17 protein-coding genes are annotated in these 20763 nt (G+C 63.1%); 11 read left to right on the plus strand and 6 right to left on the minus strand.

Annotation, left to right across the window (positions count from 1 at the left end; genetic code table 11):
* Positions 1-108: 108 nt before the first annotated feature.
* Positions 109-1020, minus strand: a complete 912-nt coding sequence (locus LHL23_RS09005) for a pirin family protein (protein ID WP_226429604.1) — start codon at positions 1018-1020, stop codon at positions 109-111.
* A gap of 215 nt (positions 1021-1235) precedes the next feature.
* On the opposite strand from LHL23_RS09005, the gene LHL23_RS09010 reads away from it, so the two are divergent.
* Complete coding sequence (locus LHL23_RS09010; protein ID WP_226429605.1) at positions 1236-2429, plus strand: adenylate/guanylate cyclase domain-containing protein; 1194 nt, start codon at positions 1236-1238, stop codon at positions 2427-2429.
* A 34-nt stretch (positions 2430-2463) separates the two neighbouring features.
* Here LHL23_RS09010 and LHL23_RS09015 read toward each other — a convergent pair whose 3' ends face one another.
* Together LHL23_RS09015 and LHL23_RS09020 are read right to left on the minus strand one after the other, a co-directional pair.
* Positions 2464-3651 (minus strand): 4Fe-4S double cluster binding domain-containing protein, encoded by a 1188-nt coding sequence (locus LHL23_RS09015; RefSeq protein WP_226429606.1) that lies wholly within the window; start codon positions 3649-3651, stop codon positions 2464-2466.
* A gap of 54 nt (positions 3652-3705) precedes the next feature.
* Positions 3706-4581 carry a LysR family transcriptional regulator gene (locus tag LHL23_RS09020; protein WP_222480852.1) on the minus strand — a complete coding sequence of 292 codons (876 nt, stop codon included), beginning with the start codon at positions 4579-4581 and terminating at the stop codon, positions 3706-3708.
* 120 nt (positions 4582-4701) lie between these two features.
* Here LHL23_RS09020 and LHL23_RS09025 point away from each other — a divergent pair, with 120 nt between their 5' ends.
* Together LHL23_RS09025 and LHL23_RS09030 are read left to right on the plus strand one after the other, a co-directional pair.
* Positions 4702-5658 (plus strand): NAD(P)-dependent oxidoreductase, encoded by a 957-nt coding sequence (locus LHL23_RS09025; RefSeq protein ID WP_226429731.1) that lies wholly within the window; start codon positions 4702-4704, stop codon positions 5656-5658.
* A 104-nt stretch (positions 5659-5762) separates the two neighbouring features.
* Positions 5763-6239, plus strand: coding sequence for a hypothetical protein (locus LHL23_RS09030; RefSeq protein ID WP_226429607.1), 477 nt, complete (start codon positions 5763-5765; stop codon positions 6237-6239).
* 10 nt (positions 6240-6249) lie between these two features.
* Here LHL23_RS09030 and LHL23_RS09035 read toward each other — a convergent pair whose 3' ends face one another.
* From LHL23_RS09035 to LHL23_RS09045, 3 genes are read right to left on the minus strand one after another with little or no spacing between them, the layout of a single operon-like run.
* Positions 6250-6873 (minus strand): TadE/TadG family type IV pilus assembly protein, encoded by a 624-nt coding sequence (locus LHL23_RS09035; RefSeq protein ID WP_226429608.1) that lies wholly within the window; start codon positions 6871-6873, stop codon positions 6250-6252.
* A gap of 4 nt (positions 6874-6877) precedes the next feature.
* Positions 6878-7402 (minus strand): TadE/TadG family type IV pilus assembly protein, encoded by a 525-nt coding sequence (locus LHL23_RS09040; protein ID WP_226429609.1) that lies wholly within the window; start codon positions 7400-7402, stop codon positions 6878-6880.
* Positions 7403-7410: 8 nt separating this feature from the next.
* The gene (locus LHL23_RS09045) at positions 7411-9135 is read right to left on the minus strand and encodes a Tad domain-containing protein (protein WP_226429610.1); all 1725 of its coding nucleotides are present in this window, start codon (positions 9133-9135) and stop codon (positions 7411-7413) included.
* Between the two features lie 338 nt (positions 9136-9473).
* Between LHL23_RS09045 and LHL23_RS09050 the strand changes: the two genes are divergently transcribed.
* From LHL23_RS09050 to rpoD, 8 genes are all read left to right on the plus strand, one after another.
* A complete protein-coding gene (locus tag LHL23_RS09050; RefSeq protein ID WP_222480862.1) occupies positions 9474-10904 on the plus strand; it encodes a Glu/Leu/Phe/Val family dehydrogenase in 1431 nt (476 codons plus the stop codon).
* A gap of 268 nt (positions 10905-11172) precedes the next feature.
* Positions 11173-12426 (plus strand): sarcosine oxidase subunit beta family protein, encoded by a 1254-nt coding sequence (locus LHL23_RS09055; RefSeq protein ID WP_226429611.1) that lies wholly within the window; start codon positions 11173-11175, stop codon positions 12424-12426.
* A 66-nt stretch (positions 12427-12492) separates the two neighbouring features.
* Complete coding sequence (locus LHL23_RS09060) at positions 12493-12762, plus strand: sarcosine oxidase subunit delta (protein ID WP_222480867.1); 270 nt, start codon at positions 12493-12495, stop codon at positions 12760-12762.
* Complete coding sequence (locus tag LHL23_RS09065; protein ID WP_226429612.1) at positions 12759-15704, plus strand: sarcosine oxidase subunit alpha family protein; 2946 nt, start codon at positions 12759-12761, stop codon at positions 15702-15704. The genes LHL23_RS09060 and LHL23_RS09065 overlap by 4 nt, the downstream gene beginning before the upstream one ends.
* Positions 15697-16242 carry a sarcosine oxidase subunit gamma gene (locus LHL23_RS09070; protein WP_226429613.1) on the plus strand — a complete coding sequence of 182 codons (546 nt, stop codon included), beginning with the start codon at positions 15697-15699 and terminating at the stop codon, positions 16240-16242. The genes LHL23_RS09065 and LHL23_RS09070 overlap by 8 nt, the downstream gene beginning before the upstream one ends.
* 37 nt (positions 16243-16279) lie before the next feature.
* Positions 16280-16618 carry a hypothetical protein gene (locus LHL23_RS09075; RefSeq protein WP_222480873.1) on the plus strand — a complete coding sequence of 113 codons (339 nt, stop codon included), beginning with the start codon at positions 16280-16282 and terminating at the stop codon, positions 16616-16618.
* 1 nt (position 16619) lies between these two features.
* Positions 16620-18617: a DNA primase gene (gene dnaG, locus LHL23_RS09080; protein WP_226429614.1), complete on the plus strand. Its 1998-nt coding sequence runs from the start codon at positions 16620-16622 to the stop codon at positions 18615-18617.
* A 132-nt stretch (positions 18618-18749) separates the two neighbouring features.
* The gene (rpoD, locus tag LHL23_RS09085; protein ID WP_222480876.1) at positions 18750-20732 is read left to right on the plus strand and encodes an RNA polymerase sigma factor RpoD; all 1983 of its coding nucleotides are present in this window, start codon (positions 18750-18752) and stop codon (positions 20730-20732) included.
* Positions 20733-20763: the final 31 nt, after the last annotated feature.

Raw genomic sequence — 20763 nt, forward strand, 5'->3', positions numbered from 1 at the left:
CGCGGGCTTGATGCGCCGCGCACAGGGAAAAGTGGGCACCGGTTTTCCCGTCCGGTGCGCGGGCTTGATGCGCCGCGCACAGGGAAAAGTGGGCACCGGCTTTCCCGGTCAGTGCGCGGGCTTGATGAATGTGCCGTTGCGCAGGTCGCGGAAGGCTTGGTGCAGTTCGGCCTGCGTGTTCATTACGATCGGCCCGTGCCAGGCCACCGGCTCGTTGATCGGCGCGCCGGAGATCAGCAGGAAGCGCACGCCCTCGGGACCGGCCTGCACAGTGATCTCATCGCCGGAGCCAAAGCGGATCAGGGTGCGGTCGCCGGACAGGTCGCGGATGTTAACTTCCTGGCCTGCGACTTCCTTCTCCAGCAGCACGCCTTGCGGGGCGGAGGCATCGGCAAAGGCCGCTTCACCTTCGAACACATAGGCAAAGGCCCGGCGGTAGGTGTCGATCGGCAGAGTCTTTTTCACTCCTGCCGGGATGAAGACGTCCAGATACTGCGGGTCGGCGGCGATGCCGTCGACCAACCCGCGCTTGCCCCAGAAATCGCCGGCAATCACCTTCACCCGGGTGCCGTCATCGTCGATGATCTCAGGGATTTCGGTGCCCTTGATGTCCTGGTAGCGCGGCGCGGTCATCTTCTGGCTGGCGGGCAGGTTGCCCCACAGCTGGAAGCCGTGCATCTGGCCCTTGGCATTGCCCGCGGGCATCTCCTGATGCAGAATGCCCGATCCCGCAGTCATCCACTGCACGTCGCCTGCGCCCAAGGTGCCTTCATTGCCCAGCGAGTCACCGTGTTCGACCGTGCCTGCCAGCACATAGGTGATGGTCTCGATGCCGCGGTGCGGGTGCCAGGGGAAGCCGCGCAAGTAGTCCTCCGGATTATTGTTGCGGAAGTCGTCGAACAGCAGGAACGGGTCCAGTTCCGACGGGTCCTGAAAGCCGAAGGCGCGGTGCAGTTTGACGCCCGCGCCCTCGGTATGCGGCTGCGCCGGGCGGGTTTCGAGGATGGGTCTAAGGGACATTTGCCTGCCTCCTGTGAACGGTGTGTGCCGTTAAGATAGGTTGTGCGGAGCAGCGGGGAAACCAGGGTGGTTTCACGCGCCCTGTGCGCGGGTGAACAGAATGCGGAGCAGCCCGCAGGGCTGCCCGGCCCAACGGGACGCGGTGCCGCAGGCGCCAAGGACGGGCGGGAGCTTCCCTGTTGCCGGGTGCGGAGCAGCCGGCGTAGCCTGTGCATATGACGGATGCTCCCGATCTTTTACTCCGCTTGCCGCCGGACCGGCGCGGCGCGGCGGTGCGCCTGATCTCCTATATGCTGGGGGAGGGGCGGGCGGCCAAGGACCCGGACAAGGTGCTGGAAAAGATGTGCAGCCTGATCCGGGCTGCGGGGGTGCCCTTGCAGCGGGCGGCCTCCATCGTGCAGCTGCTGCACGCGGAGGCGGTTGCCAGCGCCCGCTTCTGGGAACACGGGCAAGGCACCCGCAGCGAGTTGTTTCCGTTCAACGCCGATAGCGGCGACGGCTACGCGCGTTCCCCCGCTGCCGATGTGCACCGGACCGGAGAATGGGTGGTGCTGTGGCTGCCGGACACGCCGGACGACCGCTACGGGATCGTTCCGGACCTGAAGGCAGAAGGGTATACCCACTACATCATGGCACCGGTGTTCATGGCGATCGGCACCGCGGGCATCTTCAGCTTTGCCACCCGCGAGCCGCAGGGGTTTTCGCAGGATGACCTCCTGTTTCTGCGCGCCGTGCTTCCGGCGATGGCGGCCTGCCAGGAGTTGCTCGCCACGGCCCGGGCCATGCAGGAGGTGCTGAGGATCTACGCCGGCGAGGAGCCGCAGCGGCGGATCCTGTCGGGCGACGTGCGCCGGGGCGAGGTGATGCGGATCCGCTCTGCCATCCTGTTTGCCGACATGCGACGGTTTACCGAACTGACAGCAGGCATGAGCGCCGAAGGCGCCACCGGGCTGCTCAATGCCTATTACGATTGCATCGTGCCGCCCATCGAGGCGGCCGGCGGGGAAGTGCTGAAATTCATAGGTGACGGCGTCCTTGCGGTTTTCCGGGATGAGGAGGACGGGGCGCAGACCTGTGCCCGGGCGCTGGGCGCCTCCCGGGAAGCGTTGGCACGGGTTGCGGCCCGTACCGCTGCGCCGCAATTCGATGTTGGCATCGCCCTGCATTTTGGCGAAGTGGCCTTTGGCAATGTGGGCTCCGGCATGCGGCTCGACTACACCGTGATCGGGCGCGACGTGAACCTGGCGGCGCGGGTGGCGGGGCTGTGCGGCCCCCTGGGCGAACCGCTGCTGGTGTCGTCCGAGTTCCGGCAGAGGGCGGGGCTGGAAGGGCGTTCGCTGGGGGCGCAAAGCCTCAAGGGGCTGCAGACAGAGGAGGAGGTGTTTGCGCTTCCGCTGCTGTCATCCTGAGGCCCCGCCCGGCGCTTGTTCACGGCGGCGCGGGCTATTGCTTTCCTCCGGCGGCTTGCTGCCACCATTCAGACGGCTTTCTGCGGCCGCCATGGCTTCCGGCCAGCCGCAGTGCCAGCTTGCGCAGCGGTCCCAGCGCCAGTTTCAGCCACAGCCGGTTCCGGCGCTTGGAATAGTCGCGGTTGAACGGGCAGACCCGCATGCATATGGCGCAGTCCGAGGACATCTTGGCCCAGAAGGAAAAACATTTCTCGGCGTCAGAGGTCCATTTCCTTACACCTTTGATTGCCGAGACATTGGCAGTTTCGGTGGAGGGCGGCCCATAGGGCAGCGCCCTGACCGGGCAGGCGTCGGCGCATTTGGTGCAGATGTTGCAGAACTCTTTCACACCCAGCGGCTGCGGCCCATCATGGGAGAGCGGCAGATTGGTGAATATCTTGGAGAACCTGAGGCGCGGCCCATACTCGGGTGTGATCACCATCTGGTTGCGCGCGTATTCGCCGAGGCCTGCCTTCACGGCGTAGGGGATCACCAGCCCGGTGTCATTCATTGACGGCACCGCCTCATACCCCAGGTTGCGGATATAGGCGGCAAGCTGCATCACGATGGAGGCCTCGTGGCTGTATTCCCGCCCCGTCGCAGCGCCTGCCAGCGCCGAGGGGTAGGTGGCAACCAGCTCCTTGTCCATCTCATGGCCCAGCACGATCACGCTGGTCAGCCCGTCTGGCAGATCATGCGGCGCTTCGGACATGTCGCGGGCATCGACGCGGGCGGTGTAAAGCCAGCGTTCATCCAGATCGGTGATACCGCAGAGGTTGGCACCGAAGAATTTGGCGATGCGCTTCACCTCGGCGGACATCTTTGCCGGGTCGTCGATCTCCAGGGCATCCTTGGCCACCGGGGTGTCCGGGCGGATGGCGGCCTGGAACCCTTCGCGGATGCCCTCGTGCGCCCGCCGTGAGGAGACCACGTCGGAAATCAGCCAGGCCGCATTGCGCAGGGCAAAGTCGCGCTGTGTAAACCCGTCGCCGCGCCGGGGCGCCGCTTCCATCCGGTAGGAGGAGAAGAATTTCGCTGTGTGCTTGGACTTTACCCGGTCATCCCAGAAGGCGCGGGTGAAGATGTCGTTGCGTTGCGAGAACCGCTCGAAACAGTCGGTGACTTCGATTCCCGCGGCTGCGTCGCCGTCGCGCTGGGGCGGGGTGTTCTGTGGCCAGGGCATGGGCGGACGGTATCCGTCGTCAAGCCGCCGGGCAAGACGCGCCGGAGGCTTTTCTTAACAAAACAAGGAGACGACCCAGTCCCGCACCATCGCAACCTCAGCGCTGTTGGGGGCTTCGCCGGCGGCGGGCATCAGGTAGTGGCCCTGGCCCATCGGGATCTCCGCGCCCGCCACAGGCGCCAGCCGGCCCAGCGATAGCGGCAGTTCGGCATAGCGGCGCATCAGCATGGCCACGCCGGCGCCGGAGGCTGCCATCTCGATCGCCGCCAATGAGGTGTCGACATAAAGCGGTGCGGAGCGGTCCTTGAGCGGCACGCCCGCCTGCTCCGACAGGCGCAGCCAGTGGTCCTGGTAGCCGTGGATGTGAATCAGCGTCTGGCCGAACAGCTGATCCACCGATTTCAGCTGCTCCGCCAGCTGCGGCTGCGCCACCGGAATCACGCTTTCGGTAGCCAGCAGATGCGCGCGGCGGTCGAACCAGCCGGACGGCCCCAGCCGCAGGTCGATATCCACGTCCTCGTCCTGGGTGCTGTCGGCCCAGACGGCAGAGATCAGACGGATGCGGATATGCGGGTGCGCCGCGTGGAAGGCCCCCAGCCGCGGCGCCACCCACAGGACCGCGGTCGAGACCGGCGCCCGCAGGGTCACGGTCCGGGTCTGCGCATGCCCCAGCAGCCCGCGCGTGGAGTAGGCAATGTCGGTCAGCGCCTGCGCTACCGAGGGGTAGTAGGCGTGCCCCAGCTGCGTCAGCTCCAGATGCCGGGCGCGGCGGATGAACAGGGTGATGCCAAAGCTTTTCTCCAGGCTGCGGACTTGGTGGCTGACAGCGGCCTGGGTCAGGCCCAGCTCATCAGCGGCAGCGGTGAAGCTGTGCAGGCGGGCGGCGGCCTCAAAGGCGCGCAGCCAGACGAGGTTGGGCAGATCGGACATTGTGTTGCAAAAAATTTGTGGGTCAGGACGTGTTATTATTCGTTTTTGTTTTGCCTTGGGTCAAGCTAGCCATTTCGCAAGCGATCACCCCGGGAGGAGAAACGGGACATGAAAACGGATATGAAGATCGGCTTCATCGGCCTCGGCAATGTTGGCGGCAAGCTGGCGGGCAGCCTGGTGCGCAACGGGTTGGATGTGGCTGTGCATGACCTGGACGCGGCGCTGGTTGAAAAATTCGTGGCGCGCGGCGCCAAGGCAGGCGGCAGCCCGGCACAGATGATGCAGGACTGCGATGCGGTGATCACCTGCTTGCCCAGCCCGGCGGCCTCTGATGCGGTGGTCACAGAGATGCTGCCGCATGTGAAACCCGGCAAGATCTGGATGGAAATGTCCACCACCGACGTGGAAGAGGTGAAACGCCTCGGCGCCCTGATCGTCGAGCGCGGCGGCGAGCCGGTCGACTGCCCGGTCTCCGGCGGCTGCCACCGCGCCGATACCGGAAATATCTCGATCTACGCAGGCTGCGAGCGCGCGACCTTCGACCGCATCTTGCCGATCCTGACCACCATGGGCCGCCGCATCCTGCATGTGGGGGAGATCGGCAACTCCTCCACCCTCAAAGTGATGACCAACTACCTGGCCAACCTGAACCTGCTGGCAGTCATGGAAGCGCTGACGGTGATGAAGGCCTGCGGCATGGATCTGGGAATGACATTCGAGGCGATCTCGATGTCGTCGGGCACCTCCTTTGCGCATGAGACCGAAAGCCAGCTGATCCTGTCGGGTTCGCGCGATGTGAATTTCACCATGGATCTGGTGATGAAGGACATCGGCCTGTTCCAGACCCTGGCCGACCGCCACAACGTGCCGCTGGAGCTGTCGCCCCTGATGATCGAGATGATGAAGGACGGCCAGCGCCGCTATGGCGAGCGGGCGCAGTCTGACCGGATGATCGAGCGGCTGGAGGAGGCAACCGGCCTGTCGATCACTGCGCCGGGTTTCCCGCAGGAACTGATCGACGACGAACCGGAAGAGCCGGGCTACGAGGTAGTCGTGCGCCGCGCTGCTGCGGAATAAGTTTCCCCAAACTGCACGGCTGCATTCAGCCCCCGGTGCGCCGGGGGCTGTTTTCTTTTGCCGATCCGGTCTATGCCCGGCAGGGCAGCAAAGGGGAGCAGCGAATGAGCAAGGAAGTTCTGGCCACGATTGAGGCCTCGGCCGGCCGGCGTGTCATGGGAACGGCGATGCTTGGGCTGACGGGGGGGCTGCTGGTCTACGTCGCCTTTGCCGCGCCGCCGTCGCCTGCCTGGCTGGTGTTCCTGGTTGCAGTCGGCACTGCCGCGCTGTGGCTGGCGGTGCGGATGTGGCAGGCAACTGTCCACCGGATCGAATTGACGGCAGAAGAGCTGCGCTGCTCGGACGGGCAGGTGATCGCGCGGGTGGAGGATATCGAAGCCATCGACCGCGGCTTCTTTGCCTTCAAGCCGTCCAACGGTTTCCTGATCCGCACCGGCACCCAAGGCCGCAGGGCCTGGATGCCGGGGTTGTGGTGGCGGTCCGGCCGCCGGATCGGCATTGGCGGGGTGACGCCGGGATCGCAGGGCAAGGCGATGTCAGAAATTCTGGCCGCGATGCTGATGCAGCGCGGCCAGGGCTGATCACAGCATTTCAGTCGGTCCCATCTCCGCCATCATCATGGCTGCCGCCGCCTGTGGCGCTGCCTTCGAAGGCAACTAGCGGGGCAAAGCGCGGACGGGTGAAGACAAAGTTGTCTATGTTGAACGTCGGCAGACCGATATCGAATGCCGGCTCCATTTCGTTGAAGGTTTCAACCAGGATAACGCGCTCTTGGTCTGGCATATCCGGCAATTTTTCAGATACGGTGTTAATTGTCACGTCAGTCCAGGTTGTATTTGATGTTCCGCGTACTTCGGACCAGTCAACATAGTATTTGTCGTCGGCGTCGTCCCAATGCACCACCGACACCCGCAGACCCAATTGCGAATCCTGACGGATCAGCAGCTTGGCCATTTCGTACATGCTGTCCAGGTAGTCGTCATTGATTGCCGTAGTCTCGCGCGAGATCAGGTCAGAGACCGTGTAGGCGGCCTTGAGGTTCACGCTGTCCCGGCGAAAACCGTCAAACAGAGTGTAGATCGTCAAAAACGAAGTCACCAGCAAAGGGGCGTAAAGGGCAAACTCGAGGGTCACGCTCCCCCGGGTTTCCTTCGCGAAACTGCGGACGGATCCAGGCAGGTGCTGGGACTGAAAGCGGAAGAGAAGATACAGCATGGTGTTACCTCGGTTCCTGGACGAAGGCGGATGACGCAACCAGGCTGATGCGGCCATCGCCGTCCTTGTTCAGATCTTTTCCCAAACCCCAAGTCGGGAAGATCGGTTTGAACGTCATGCAAGCACGGACCAGCATCAGATCATTGGATTGACCATGTTCGAATTTTCGAACGGGCTTAGGATCTTCGATACTGTCTACGCAATCCGGATCAGGGTCGACGGGCGCCCAGTTGAACGGATCAATCTGCACCATCTCCAGCCTGAGCGACGTTTCACATTCGTCAATGAAGCCGGAAAGCGTGCAGATTTCGTCCCGGATCTGCTCGTGATCCTTGTTGGCACCGGTGTTCAGGCGGATGTCTCGCACCGACTGGTCCAAAGCGCGCTCCAACTGAGAATGGCGGAGGTTGATCATGCCCAGTTCGACGGTGGACATCAGAACCACCATGAAGAAGGGGAAAACGACGACCCATTCCACGGTGAAGCTGCCGTCCTCACGCTGCCGGAACCGGCGTAGAGCATTTTTCATGGAACAAATCATTGGGTCAGCCTCAGCTGGCGGATGGAGGTTGCGATAGAAGCAAAAGCGTCGCTGATCTCCAGTCCTTGCACATCGAAGTAGTGAGAGTCAGAGCTGGCGCAGTCTTGTAGCACAGCAACGCCATCGCTCGGTGCTTCGAAACCGATTGTATAGACAATGATGCCTTCGTCCTTGGCTGCCTGGCAGATACTGCGGGTGCGGGCGTTCTTGGTCGAATTGCTGTAGTAGTCGTAGACGCCATAGTACCACGTGGATTTTGCAGAGCTCATCCAATCGCCGTAGAGGCTGTAGTACAGATACTTCAGAGACGTGTACGCAAAGAGATCAGAATACGCCAGACGTGCAGCCGAGCCGGATTCCTGTTTCCAGCTGCAGCCGTAGCAATTGCGATACCACTCTGTTCCTGTACCAAACGGGTGATCTTCCCAGCGGGCGCCGTAGGGCAAATGCCAATAGTATTGGCCGCTGGACGGATTGAGAGTGGAGTAAACTTCGGTCCCCTCATCCGTGGTCGTGAACCAGACGTTGGAATCACCTTCCCTGTGATCGCTTTCGACATAGTACTGAGAGGTGTTCTGACCGTCGGTCATCAGAACGATGACCTTGACCGTGTCGGTGTCGGTGTACGCCGACGGACGCGCTGAAAAGTCATTTGGCACGTCTCCGCTCACGCTTAGCGCGTTGACTGCGGGGCGCGCTGATGGGTCCAGCAGGGTAGTGCCCCATTTCATACCGATGTCGATCGATGTGTTGCCGCCGCCCCATAGGTCGTCAATAAAGTCTTTGAGCAGTGTTGCGTCTTTCTGAAGCGGCAGGATTTCCCGTCTTGGGTCGTCCTCGCAAACCGGGGTGCTGATCAGACGGGACGGATCGTAATAAGTCCTATTGTCCCGGGTCCTGCTGTCCCACGGCGTGAAGTGCATGGTGCCTTCCAGTTCCGAGGTGAGCGACAGTGACGTCGATTGAAAGTCTGATCCAGAGAAATTGACACAGCGCGAGTAGATCGTGCTGCCGGGCGTCGAAATGTTGTACTGATCGTACAGCTCTTGCGGAATCGAGACCTGCGTTGCATAGGGCACAATCGACATCGACATTTTGCCGTCGGTGGTATTGGCCACCATGGTGTCGACAAAGTCTTTGGCTGCGACTTTCAGGTTGGTAAGCCGGCTGTTGCGGGTCATTGAGCCGGACACGTCGAGCACCAGCGAGATTTCCACCCCGTCGATGCTCTCCTCCGCGCGCGAAGTGGCATAAAGAGGGATGTCAATTTCACTCGGGGCTGTTTCAGCGCTTTCGGCGAGACCTGGGGCGCCGGAAAGACCGACAGCAAAATTCAGCCAGTGCGCTGGAAATTCGGAGTTGATTGTGGCCTGCACTTTCTTGAAGCCAAGCCCGGATTCCCACCAAGGGGTCGTATAGTGTTCCGCCAGTCCCGATTTGGAGAGATAGTCCAAGACCACCGCATCCGGAGTCTTCTGCTGATCAAGGTCCGCCGCGGCCAGAACCGCGCGATCGAGGGTGTACTGCAGATGCGTCCGGTCGCGTTCCAGCCGCATCAGGTCGATCCCGATGCCGCCGATGGAAAGCATGGCAAGGAGAGTAAGAAGGGCCTGGTTGGCAAGCACGCCGTCCTCTTCCCTGAGGAACCCCTTTACCTTTGCCAGGCATCGCCGCATCAGCGGATTGGCAAGTGCTGTGGAACTTTTGTGACGCATACTCATCTGAATACCCCCTGCCGGCTTGGGAACGGGTCAGCACGGCTTTCGCAGCGGAATTTACACTTATTAATGCTTGGTAAAGGTGGCGGAATTGGGGCGGGATTGAGCCGCAATATCTCCAATTGCCACCGGTTGGGTTTTCAGTAGATGGGCGCATTCCGGTGTTGTTGCGCTGCCGGGGACAATCGCCTCCCCATAAATAGCGAATCGCGCATCAGTTTCTAAGATACGAATCTTTTTGGCCGGAAAGGGTCAAAAAGGTCGCACTCCCCCGGTAACTCTGCATAGAGTGAGGGGGCCATCGGCAGCGAGTCGATGTTTGAGCACGGAGATGATTTTAAATGACCATCCGCACAGAGCCGAGCTTCCGCGAGAGCGTGGACCTGATGTACAACCGGGCCGTCAAGCTGATGGACCTGCCGCCAGGGCTGGAAGAGAAGATCAGGGTCTGCAACGCGACTTACACGGTGCGGTTCGGTGTGCGCCTGCGCGGTTCCATGCATACGTTCACCGGCTACCGCTCAGTGCATTCGGAACACATGGAGCCGGTAAAGGGCGGCATTCGCTATGCCACCGGCGTCAATCAGGACGAGGTGGAGGCGCTGGCGGCGCTGATGACCTACAAATGCGCCCTGGTGGAGGCGCCGTTCGGCGGCTCCAAGGGGGGCTTGTGCATTGATCCCCGCGAATACGAGGAGCATGAGCTGGAGCTGATCACCCGCCGCTTTGCCTATGAGCTGGCCAAGCGCGACCTGATCAACCCGTCGCAGAACGTGCCTGCGCCCGACATGGGCACCGGCGAGCGCGAGATGGCCTGGATTGCAGACCAGTACGCGCGCATGAATACCACCGATATCAACGCCAAGGCCTGCGTCACCGGCAAGCCGCTGAACGCGGGCGGCATCTCGGGCCGGGTGGAGGCGACAGGCCGCGGGGTGCAATACGCCCTGCGCGAGTTCTTCCGCTATGAAGAGGACAAGGCTGCCGCTGGGCTTGCCGGGAAGCTGGATGGCAAGCGGATTATCGTCCAGGGCCTCGGCAACGTGGGTTACCACGCAGCCAAGTTCCTGTCCGAGGAAGACGGCGCGCGTATCACCGGTATCATTGAGCGTGACGGCGGGCTTTTCAGCGTCGACGGCCTCGACGTGGAGGCAGTGCGCAACTGGATCGTCAAGCACGGCGGCGTGTCAGGCTACCCGGATGCGCAGTTCGTGGAGGACGGCAGCCAGCTGCTGGAAGAAGAATGCGAGATCCTGATCCCCGCTGCGCTGGAGGGGGTGATCAACCTTTCCAATGCCGAACGTGTCAAGGCGCCGCTGATCATCGAGGCCGCAAACGGTCCTGTCACCGCCGGCGCGGATGAGATCCTGCGCAAAAAGGGCTGCGTGATCATTCCGGACATGTATGCCAACGCGGGCGGTGTGACTGTCTCCTACTTTGAATGGGTAAAGAACCTCAGCCATATCCGCTTCGGCCGCATGCAGCGCCGCCAGGAAGAGGCGCGCCACCAGCTGGTGATCGACGAGCTGCAGCGCCTGGATGATGTGATGGGCGATACTTGGTCGATGTCGCCGGACTTCAAGGACAAGTACCTGAAGGGGGCGGGCGAGCTGGAGCTGGTGCGCTCCGGCTTGGATGACACCATGCGGGCGGCTTACCAGTCGATGCGCGAAGTCTGGCACAGCCGCGATGACGTGACCGACCTGCGCACCGCGGCCTATCTGGTGTCGATCGACAAGGTCGCCAAGAGCTACCACGCCAAGGGTCTTTGACAGGGCGCAACTTTGAAAAATGTCTGCCGGGGCGGAGGGGAAACTCTCCGCCCTGTTTTTCTGCAGCCGGTTCACAATACGTCATCTGCCGTCGCAAATAGAACTAGACACAAGTGATCAGTTCATGTGATTTGCGGCAAAGCCGTGCTGAAGTGCCGCAAAACAAGCCTTGGGGCTAGGAGCAGCACGCGAAAGCGGATAGCAATGCCGCCAAGGCCCGGGTTGAATTTTGCCGGGCGGCGGAAGTGATTTGACGGGGAGGGATGACATGCGGTTTTCGGGCTGGCGTGTGCTTCGCGAGGGGCTCACCGGAAACAAGGGGTGGAAGCCCCACTGGCGGGACCCTGAACCCAAATCCGAATATGACGTGGTGATCATCGGCGGCGGCGGCCACGGGCTGGCAACCGCTTTTTACCTGGCCAAGGAGCATGGCATCACCAATGTCGCGGTGCTGGAGAAGGGCTACCTTGGCGGCGGCAACGTCGGTCGCAATACCACCATTGTCCGGGCAAACTACTACCTGCCGGGCAACTCGGAGTTCTATTCCCATTCCTTGCGGCTCTGGGAAGGGATGGAGCAGGACCTCAATTATAACGCGATGATGTCCCAGCGCGGCATCATCAATCTGTTCCACAACGACGGCCAGCGCGACGCCGCCGTGCGCCGGGGCAATTCCATCGTCAACCAGGGGGATGACGCAGAGATCCTAAGCCGGGAGCGTGTGCGCGAGCTGGCGCCGTTCCTGAACTTCGACAATGCCCGCTTTCCGATCATGGGCGGCCTGATGCAGCGCCGGGCTGGCACCGCGCGCCATGACGCGGTCGCCTGGGGCTATGCCCGCGCTGCCGACATGCGCGGGGTGGACCTGATCCAGAACTGCGAAGTGACCGGCATCGACGTCGAGAACGGCAAGGTGGTGGGCGTGCAGACCGCGCGCGGCCCGATCCGCGCCAAGAAGGTGGCGCTGGCGGCCGCGGGCCGCTCCGGCCAGGTTGCGGCGATGGCAGGGCTGACGCTGCCGATCGAAAGCCATGTGCTGCAGGCTTTTGTCTCGGAAGGGCTGAAGCCGATCGTGGACCATGTGATCACCTTTGCCGAGGGGCATCTTTACATCAGCCAGTCGGACAAGGGCGGCATGGTGTTCGGCAGCTACCTGGATTTCTACAGTTCCTACGCTGCGCGGGGCAATCTGCCGATGGTGGAGCATACGATGGAGAGTTTTGTGGCGATGGTGCCTGCGCTCAGCAAGGCGCGGCTGTTGCGCAGCTGGGGCGGCATCATGGACATGACGCCGGACGGCTCCCCGATCATTGATCATTCGCCGGTTGATGGCCTCTACCTGAACTGCGGCTGGTGTTACGGCGGCTTCAAGGCAACACCGGGATCGGGCAGCGTTTATGCGCATCTGATCGCCACGGACCGGCCGCACGGGGCAGCCACGAAATTCAAGCTCGACCGCTTCCGCAGCGGCGTTGGCCTGATGGACGAGGAGGGGACCGGTGCGCAGCATAACCTGCACTAAGCGTTTGAAGCGCGCCGGGTATGCCTCCGGCGGGAGTATTTTTGCAAAGATGAAGGAGCGCCGGTCATGAGAATTACCTGTCCGCTCTGCGGCGAGAGGGACCGCCGCGAATTCTATTACAAGGGCGCTGCACTTGTGCGCCCGGCTGAAGGCGAGGATCTGGATGCCTGGCATCAGTATGTGAACCTGCGGGAGAACCCGGCAGGGCCGCTGGATGAGCTGTGGTATCACGAGATGGGCTGCAATTCCTGGCTGAAGGTCACCCGCAATACCGCGACGCATGAGATCCTGGCGGTGCAACTGGCATCCGAGGCCGGGCTGGGAGGGCAAAAATGAGACTTCCCGGAAAAGGCCTGAACCAGGGTGCGAAGCCGATCACCTTCGCCTTCAACGGCCGCCACATGATGGGGCTGGAAGGCGACACGCTGGCCTCGGCGCTTTTGGCAAATGACGTGCATCTGGTGGGGCGGTCGTTTAAATACCACCGCCCGCGCGGGGTGCTGACCGCGGGCAGCGAGGAGCCGAACGCGCTGGTGACCATCGGCACCGGCGGCCAGCAGGATCCGAACGTGCGCGCCACCCAGCAGGAGCTGTTCGAGGGGCTGGAGGCGCGCAGCCAGAATTGCTGGCCCACGGTCGAGCGCGATCTGATGGCGTTGAATGACCTGGCGGCGCCGTTCTTTGGCGCGGGGTTCTATTACAAGACCTTCATGTGGCCGGCGGCGTTCTGGGAGAAGGTCTATGAGCCGCTGATCCGCAACGCGGCAGGCCTTGGCGCGCTGTCGGGCCAGGCGGATCAGGACCGCTATGAGAAGGCCTTTGCGTTCTGCGACGTGCTGGTGATCGGCTCCGGCCCCGCCGGGCTGATGGCGGCGCTGACTGCGGGCCGTGCCGGGGCGGATGTGATCCTGGCAGAGGAAGACAGCCGCATGGGCGGCCGCCTGCTGGCAGAGCGCGAGGAGATCGGCGGCAAGCCGGGCCATGCGTGGGCGGCAGAAGTGCTGGCCGAACTGGAGGCGATGGACAATGTGCGGCTGATGACCCGCACTGCCGTCACCGGCGCCTATGACCAGGGCACCTACGGCGCGCTGGAGCGGGTCTCGCACCATCTGCCGCGGCGCCATTCGCTGAAGGGCAGCCATCTGCCGCGCGAATGCTTCTGGCGGATCGCGGCCAAGCACGCAGTGCTGGCAGCGGGTGCGATTGAGCGCCCGGTGGCGTTCCGCAACAACGACCGGCCCGGCATCATGATGGCCGGCGCCGTGCGCACCTATCTGAACCGCTGGGGGGTGGCGCCGGGCGAGCGGGTCACCGTCTTTGCCAACAACGATCAGGCGCACCGGACGGCGCGCGACCTGCATGACGCGGGTGTGCATATCGCGGCGGTGATCGACAGCCGCCACGAGGCGCCGGATGGGGGCCCCTATCAGGTGATCAAGGGTGCGCAGGTCTGTGACAGTGCCGGGCGTCAGCGGCTGGAGAGCATCACCGTGCGCTCGGTCAGGGGCGAGGAGAAGATCCAGACCGACTGCCTGGCGATGTCCGGCGGCTGGAACCCGTCTGTGCATCTGACCTGCCATTTGAACAGCCGGCCGGTGTGGACGCGCGAGGCGCTGGCCTTTGTGCCAACCGAAGGCGCGGTGCCGGGCATGGTCACGGCGGGCGCCTGCAACGGCACCTTCTCCACCGCAGGCGCGTTGCGCGAAGGGGCGGAGGCCGCCGCCAAAGTGCTGGAGGCGCTGGGCCTGAAATCCCCGGCCGCGGACTTGCCGCAGGCGGAGGACGAACCCTACCGCATCGCCGCGCTGTGGGCAGTGCCGGGCAAGGGCCGCGCCTGGCTCGACTTCCAGAACGACGTGACCGTCAAGGATGTGAAGCAGGCGGCCACCGAAAACTTCCGCTCGGTCGAGCATATGAAGCGCTATACCACGCAGGGCATGGCGACCGATCAGGGCAAGAACTCGAACGTCGCCGCGCTGGCGGTGCTGGCGGATGCGACCGGCCGGACAATCCCTGAGACCGGCACCACCACCTTCCGCCCGCCGTTTGTGCCGGTGTCGCTGGGGGCGATGGGGGCAGGGGCCACGGATGAGGGCTTCAAGCCGCAGCGCTTCCTGACCTCGCACGGCGAGAGCGACACCCGCGGGGCGCATCAGCTGGAGGTCGGCCTGTGGTACCGCGCTGCCTATTTCCCGAAACAGGGCGAGACCAGCTGGCGCCAGTCCTGCGACCGCGAAGTGACCACGGTGCGCAAGGCTGTGGGCATCTGCGATGTTTCCACCCTGGGCAAGATCGACATCCAGGGGCCGGACGCGGGCAAATTCCTAGACTTCCTTTACACCAACACCTTCAGCACCATGAAGGAGGGCAAGGTCCGTTACGGGCTGATGCTGCGCGAAGACGGTTTTGTCATGGATGACGGCACCACAGCGCGGCTGGGTGAAAACCACTTTGTCATGACCACCACCACCGCCGCCGCAGGGCAGGTGATGGCGCATATGGAGTTCGTGAGCCAGGTGCTCTACCCGGAATGGGACGTGCGCTTTACCTCTGTGACGGAGCAATGGGCGCAGTTTGCCGTGGCCGGGCCGAAATCGCGGGAACTGCTGAACGGGCTGATCGACGAGGAGGTGAACGGTGAGACCTGGCCCTTCATGGGCTGCGGCGGGGCGACCGTTCTGGGCGTCAAGGGGCGGCTGTTCCGGATCTCCTTCACGGGCGAGCATGCCTATGAGGTGGCGGTGCCTGCGCGCTATGGCGAGAGCCTGTACCGCGAGCTGCTGAAGCGGGCGGAGGCGATGGGCGGCGGCGCCTATGGCATGGAAGCGCTCAATGTCCTGCGGATCGAGAAGGGCCTGATCACGCACGCCGAGATCAACGGCACCGTGACCGCCTTTGACCTGGGCCTGCAGGGGATGATGTCCAAGAAGAAGGATTTCCTGGGCAAGGCCATGTCCACGCGCGAAGGCCTGATGGCCGAAGACCGGATGCGCCTTGTGGGACTGAAACCCGTTGGTGCTGCCAAGGAAATCACCGCCGGCGCGCATCTGTTCACACCGGGCGACCCGGTCGAGCGGATTTATGACCAGGGCTATGTGACCTCGGCCGGCTATTCGCCGACGCTTGGTCATCCGATTGGCCTGGCATTCCTGAAAGAGGGGCCGGAGCGGATTGGCGAGACCGTGCGCCTGGTCGATCATATGCGCGGTGTGGATACCCTGTGCGAGGTTGTTTCGCCTGTGTTCTTTGATCCCGAAGGAGACCGTGCCCGTGGCTGATTTGATTGCAAAGAGCCCCTGCGAGGGGCTGCTGCCGGTAACCATTGGCGGCATAAGCCTGACTGAGGAACAGCCCGGCAGCATGTGGGCCTTGGCGCCATTCAAGGGGCAGGAGAAGGCGCTGGGCAAGGCGCTGGAGGCGGCGCATGGCATGGCCTTCCCGGCGGTGAACCGCGCAACCGGCAAGGCAGGCAGCCGGGCTGTCTGGTTCGGCCGGGAGATGGCGCTGCTGATGGGGCCGGAGCCCGGCGCCAATCTGGCCGAGCATGCCGCGCTGACGGATCAGAGCGACGCCTGGGCAGTGGTTCGGCTGGAGGGGCCGGGCGCCGGCGACGTGCTGGCGCGGCTGGTGCCGGTGGATCTGCGCCCGCACGTCTTCAAGCGCGGCCATACCGTGCGGACGGAACTGAAGCACATGATGGCCTCGGTGACCCGCACCGGGCCGCAGGCGTTCCAGATCATGGTGTTCCGCTCGATGGCAAAAACGCTTGTGCATGATTTGAAAACAGCGATGGAAGCCGTCACGGCGCGGGGGTAACCTGCGGGGATCACCAACTGATTCCCGGAGCGCATCTATGATCCGCATCGCCCTTGCAGCCGCCTTGCTGGCGGCGCCGGCCTATGCTTCTGAAACCAAAGAAGAAAGCTGCAAATACCAGGGCCAGGTCATGGCCGCGGTGCAGCAGGCGCGGCTGGACCGGGTGAAGCAGGAAGAGGTGGAACAGGTGATTCTGGACAGCGATCCGGAATGGCCAGATGCCTATTCCAATGCCATCCCGCAGCTGACGCAGCATGTCTACGCGATGAAGCGGCGCGACCTGAAGAGCACCGATCTCGGCGCGCTGTTCGAACAGCAGTGCCTGCAGAACTGGGATCAGATCCAGGCGATGCAGAAACAGCTGAAGTCGAACTGATATGTCCCTGCCGCCCGGCTTTCTGGATGAACTGCGCACCCGCATCAGCATATCTGATGTTGTCGGGCGCAAGGTCATGTGGGACCAGCGCAAGTCGCAGCCGGGCAAGGGCGACTACTGGGGACCGTGCCCCTTCCACCACGAAAAGACCGCTTCGTTTCACGTCGAGGACCGCAAGGGCTTCTATTACTGCTTCGGCTGCCACGCCAAGGGCGATGCGCTGAAGTTTGTCCAGGAAACCGAGAACGTCGGTTTCATGGAGGCGGTGGAGATCCTGGCGAATGAGGCGGGCATGGAGATGCCCAAGCGCGATCCGCGTGCGCAAGAGAAACAGGACCGCCGGACGCTGCTGGCAGAAGTCATGGAGCAGGCGGTGCAGTTCTTCCGCCTGCAGCTGAAAACCAATGCCGCCCAGGACGCCCGCGCCTATCTGCAGCGGCGGGGCATGACGGCGCAGGCGCTGGACCGCTGGGAAATCGGCTTTGCCCCTGACGGCTGGCAGAACCTGTGGGACGCTTTGCGCGGCAAGAACGTGCCCGAGGATTTGATCATCGGCGCGGGGCTGGCCAAGCCGTCGAATAAGGGCGGCAAGCCCTATGACACCTTCCGCAACCGGATCATGTTCCCGATCCGCGATGCGCGCGGCCGTGCAATTGCCTTTGGCGGCCGGGCGATGGACCCCAATGACAACGCCAAATACCTGAACTCGCCTGAGACCGAGCTGTTCGACAAGGGCCGCAGCCTTTACAATCACGGGCCGGCGCGGGCGGCCTCCGGGCGCGGCTCCACGCTGGTTGTCGCCGAAGGCTACATGGATGTGATTGCGCTGTCGGAGGGCGGTTTCCAGTCCTCCGTGGCGCCGCTCGGCACCGCGATCACTGAAAACCAGCTGCAGATGCTGTGGCGCATGTCGGATGAGCCGATCATCGCGCTGGATGGTGACACTGCAGGCATTCGCGCCGCCATGCGGCTCATTGATCTGGCGCTGCCCCTGCTGGAGGCGGGCAAGTCGCTGCGATTTGCCATCATGCCGGAAGGCAAGGACCCGGACGACATGATCCGCAGCGAAGGGCCGGAAGCGGTGCAGGCGGTGCTGGATCAGGCGATGCCGATGGTCAAGCTGCTGTGGCAGCGCGAAACCGAGGGCAAGGTCTTTGACAGCCCCGAGCGCAAGGCCGCGCTCGACAAAAGCTTGCGGGAAAAGATCAAGCTGATCCGCGATCCTTCTATCCGCAAGCACTACGGCGAGGACGTCAAGGAAATGCGCTGGCAGCTGTTCCGCGGCAGCCGGGGCGGCAGCGAGGGCGGTTTTCCGCAGCGCGGCGGCAAGGGCGGCGGCTTCCGCGACGGCGCCCGCGCGCCCTGGAAGCCAGGAAAGGGCTTTGGCGCGATCCCGCAGCCGCGGGCAACCACCCGCGCCTCGCTGGTGGCAGGCGCCGATGATGAATCCTTTGCCGCCATGCGCGAAGCGGTGATCCTGGCGACAGCCATCACCACGCCGGAAGTGATCCCGGAATTCGAGACCAGCCTGGAGCGCCTGCAATGCGCCGACCCGGACCTGGCAGCGCTGCGCGACATGGTGCTGCGCCACGGCATCGACGCGCCGGAGCGGCTGCGCGAGGAAATCGACTGGTCTTTGGGCCCGCATGCCCTTGAAAACCTCTTTGCCCTTCGCCACGTTGCAATCATCCCCTGCCTGCGCAAACCCGGCGACACCGAACTGGCCAGCATGACCCTGGCGGAAGAGCTCGCAAAACTCGAAGCGCGGCGCGGGCTGGATGCGGAACTGGCAGAAGCCGAAGAGGATTTGCACGGCCTTGCGGATGAGGCGCTGACCTGGCGGCTGCGGCAGGCAGCAGAGGCCAAGAACAAGGCCGTGCGCAGCGAAAATGAGGACAAGGCGACATATGACGTGGGCAAGAATGGCGCGCGGCTCAACCGGGATGAGCGCGATGCCTTCGGTGCCCTTTTGGACCGGATCGGCTTTTCCGAGAAGTGACGCGCAGGGTGATTCTGCGTTTTGCTAAGGAAGAGCACAGGAAAATTGGGTAAACGGGGTGACGAATCGGATGATCGCGCTAATGATTCGCGTGATTCGAACCGCCCCGCAGCCCCTGAGTAGGAGCAATGAATGGCCGCCAAAGACACCGACGACCGCAAACCTGACGATCAGGACGCCGAAATCTCCCTTGATATGAGCCAGGCTCAGGTCAAGAAGATGATCGCGGAAGCCCGCGAGAAAGGCTACATCACCTACGATCAGCTCAATCAGGTTCTGCCGCCGGATCAGGTCAGCTCGGAACAGATCGAAGACGTGATGTCGATGCTCAGCGAGATGGGCATCAACATCATCGAGGACGAAGAGGCCGAGGAAGAAGAGAACAAGGGCACCACCGACCTTGTGACCACCGAAGGCCCGCGCGAGGTTGCCCTGGCCGGCGCCCAGACCGAAAAGCTGGACCGCACCGACGACCCGGTGCGCATGTACCTGCGCGAAATGGGCTCGGTCGAGCTTTTGAGCCGCGAAGGCGAGATCGCGATTGCGAAACGCATCGAGGCGGGCCGCAACACCATGATTGCCGGCCTGTGTGAAAGCCCGCTGACCTTCCAGGCGATCACCATCTGGCACGACGAACTCCTGTCCGAGGACATCCTGCTGCGCGACGTCATCGACCTGGAGGCCACCTTCGGCAACCAGCTGGATGAGGACGGCGAAGAGGAGCCGGTTGTCGACACCTCCGCCGTGGCAGCATCCAAGCCGGCCAAGGAAGAAGGCCCGGAGCTGGACGCCGACGGCAACCCGATTGCCAGCGATGATGATGACGACGAGGACGATCAGGCCAACATGTCGCTGGCCGCGATGGAGGCCGCGCTCAAGGACCGGGTGCTGGTCACGCTGGAGCGGATCTCCACCGACTTCGCCGAGCTTAGCGAAATGCAGGACAGCCGGATTTCGGCAACTCTGAACGAGGACGGCTCTTTCAGCACTGATGACGAGGCGCGCTATCAGTCGCTGCGCTCGGAAATCGTTGAGCTGGTGAACGGCCTGCACCTGCACAACAACCGTATCGAAGCGCTGATCGACCAGCTTTATGGCATCAACCGCCGCGTCATGCAGATCGACAGCTCGATGGTGAAGCTGGCCGACCAGGCCCGCATCAACCGCCGCGAGTTCGTGGACGCCTACCGCGGCCGCGAACTGGACCCGAACTGGCTGTCCGACATGGGCGAGAAGCCGGGCCGCGGCTGGCAGATGTTCATCGAACGCTCCACTGACAAGGTCGAGGAACTGCGCGCCGACATGGCCCAGGTGGGCCAGTATGTCGGTCTGGACATCTCCGAATTCCGCCGCATCGTGCAGCAGGTCCAAAAGGGTGAGAAGGAAGCCCGCCAGGCCAAGAAGGAAATGGTCGAGGCCAACCTTCGCCTGGTGATCTCCATCGCCAAGAAATACACCAACCGCGGCCTGCAGTTCCTGGACCTGATCCAGGAGGGCAACATTGGCCTGATGAAGGCGGTGGACAAGTTCGAATACCGCCGCGGCTACAAGTTCTCGACCTATGCGACCTGGTGGATCCGCCAGGCCATCACCCGTTCGATTGCCGACCAGGCCCGCACCATCCGGATCCCGGTCCACATGATCGAGACCATCAACAAGCTGGTCCGCACCGGCCGCCAGATGCTGCACGAGATCGGTCGCGAGCCGACCCCGGAAGAACTGGCCGACAAGCTGCAGATGCCGCTGGAGAAGGTCCGCAAGGTGATGAAGATCGCCAAGGAGCCTATCTCTCTCGAAACCCCGATCGGCGACGAGGAAGATTCGCAGCTGGGCGATTTCATCGAGGACAAGAATGCCGTGCTGCCCTTGGATAGCGCCATTCAGGAGAACCTCAAGGAAACCACCACCCGGGTTCTGGCCTCGCTCACCCCGCGCGAGGAGCGGGTTCTGCGGATGCGTTTCGGCATCGGCATGAACACCGACCACACCCTGGAAGAGGTCGGCCAGCAGTTCAGCGTGACCCGCGAACGGATCCGCCAGATCGAGGCGAAGGCGCTAAGGAAACTGAAGCACCCCAGCCGCAGCCGCAAGCTGCGCAGCTTCCTGGATCAGTAAAGTTGAAGGCGCCCCGCGGGGCGCCTTTTCA

It is taken from the genome of Leisingera sp. McT4-56 (genome assembly GCF_020514995.1).
In the GTDB taxonomy this organism is placed as follows: Bacteria; Pseudomonadota; Alphaproteobacteria; order Rhodobacterales; family Rhodobacteraceae; genus Leisingera; species Leisingera aquaemixtae_A.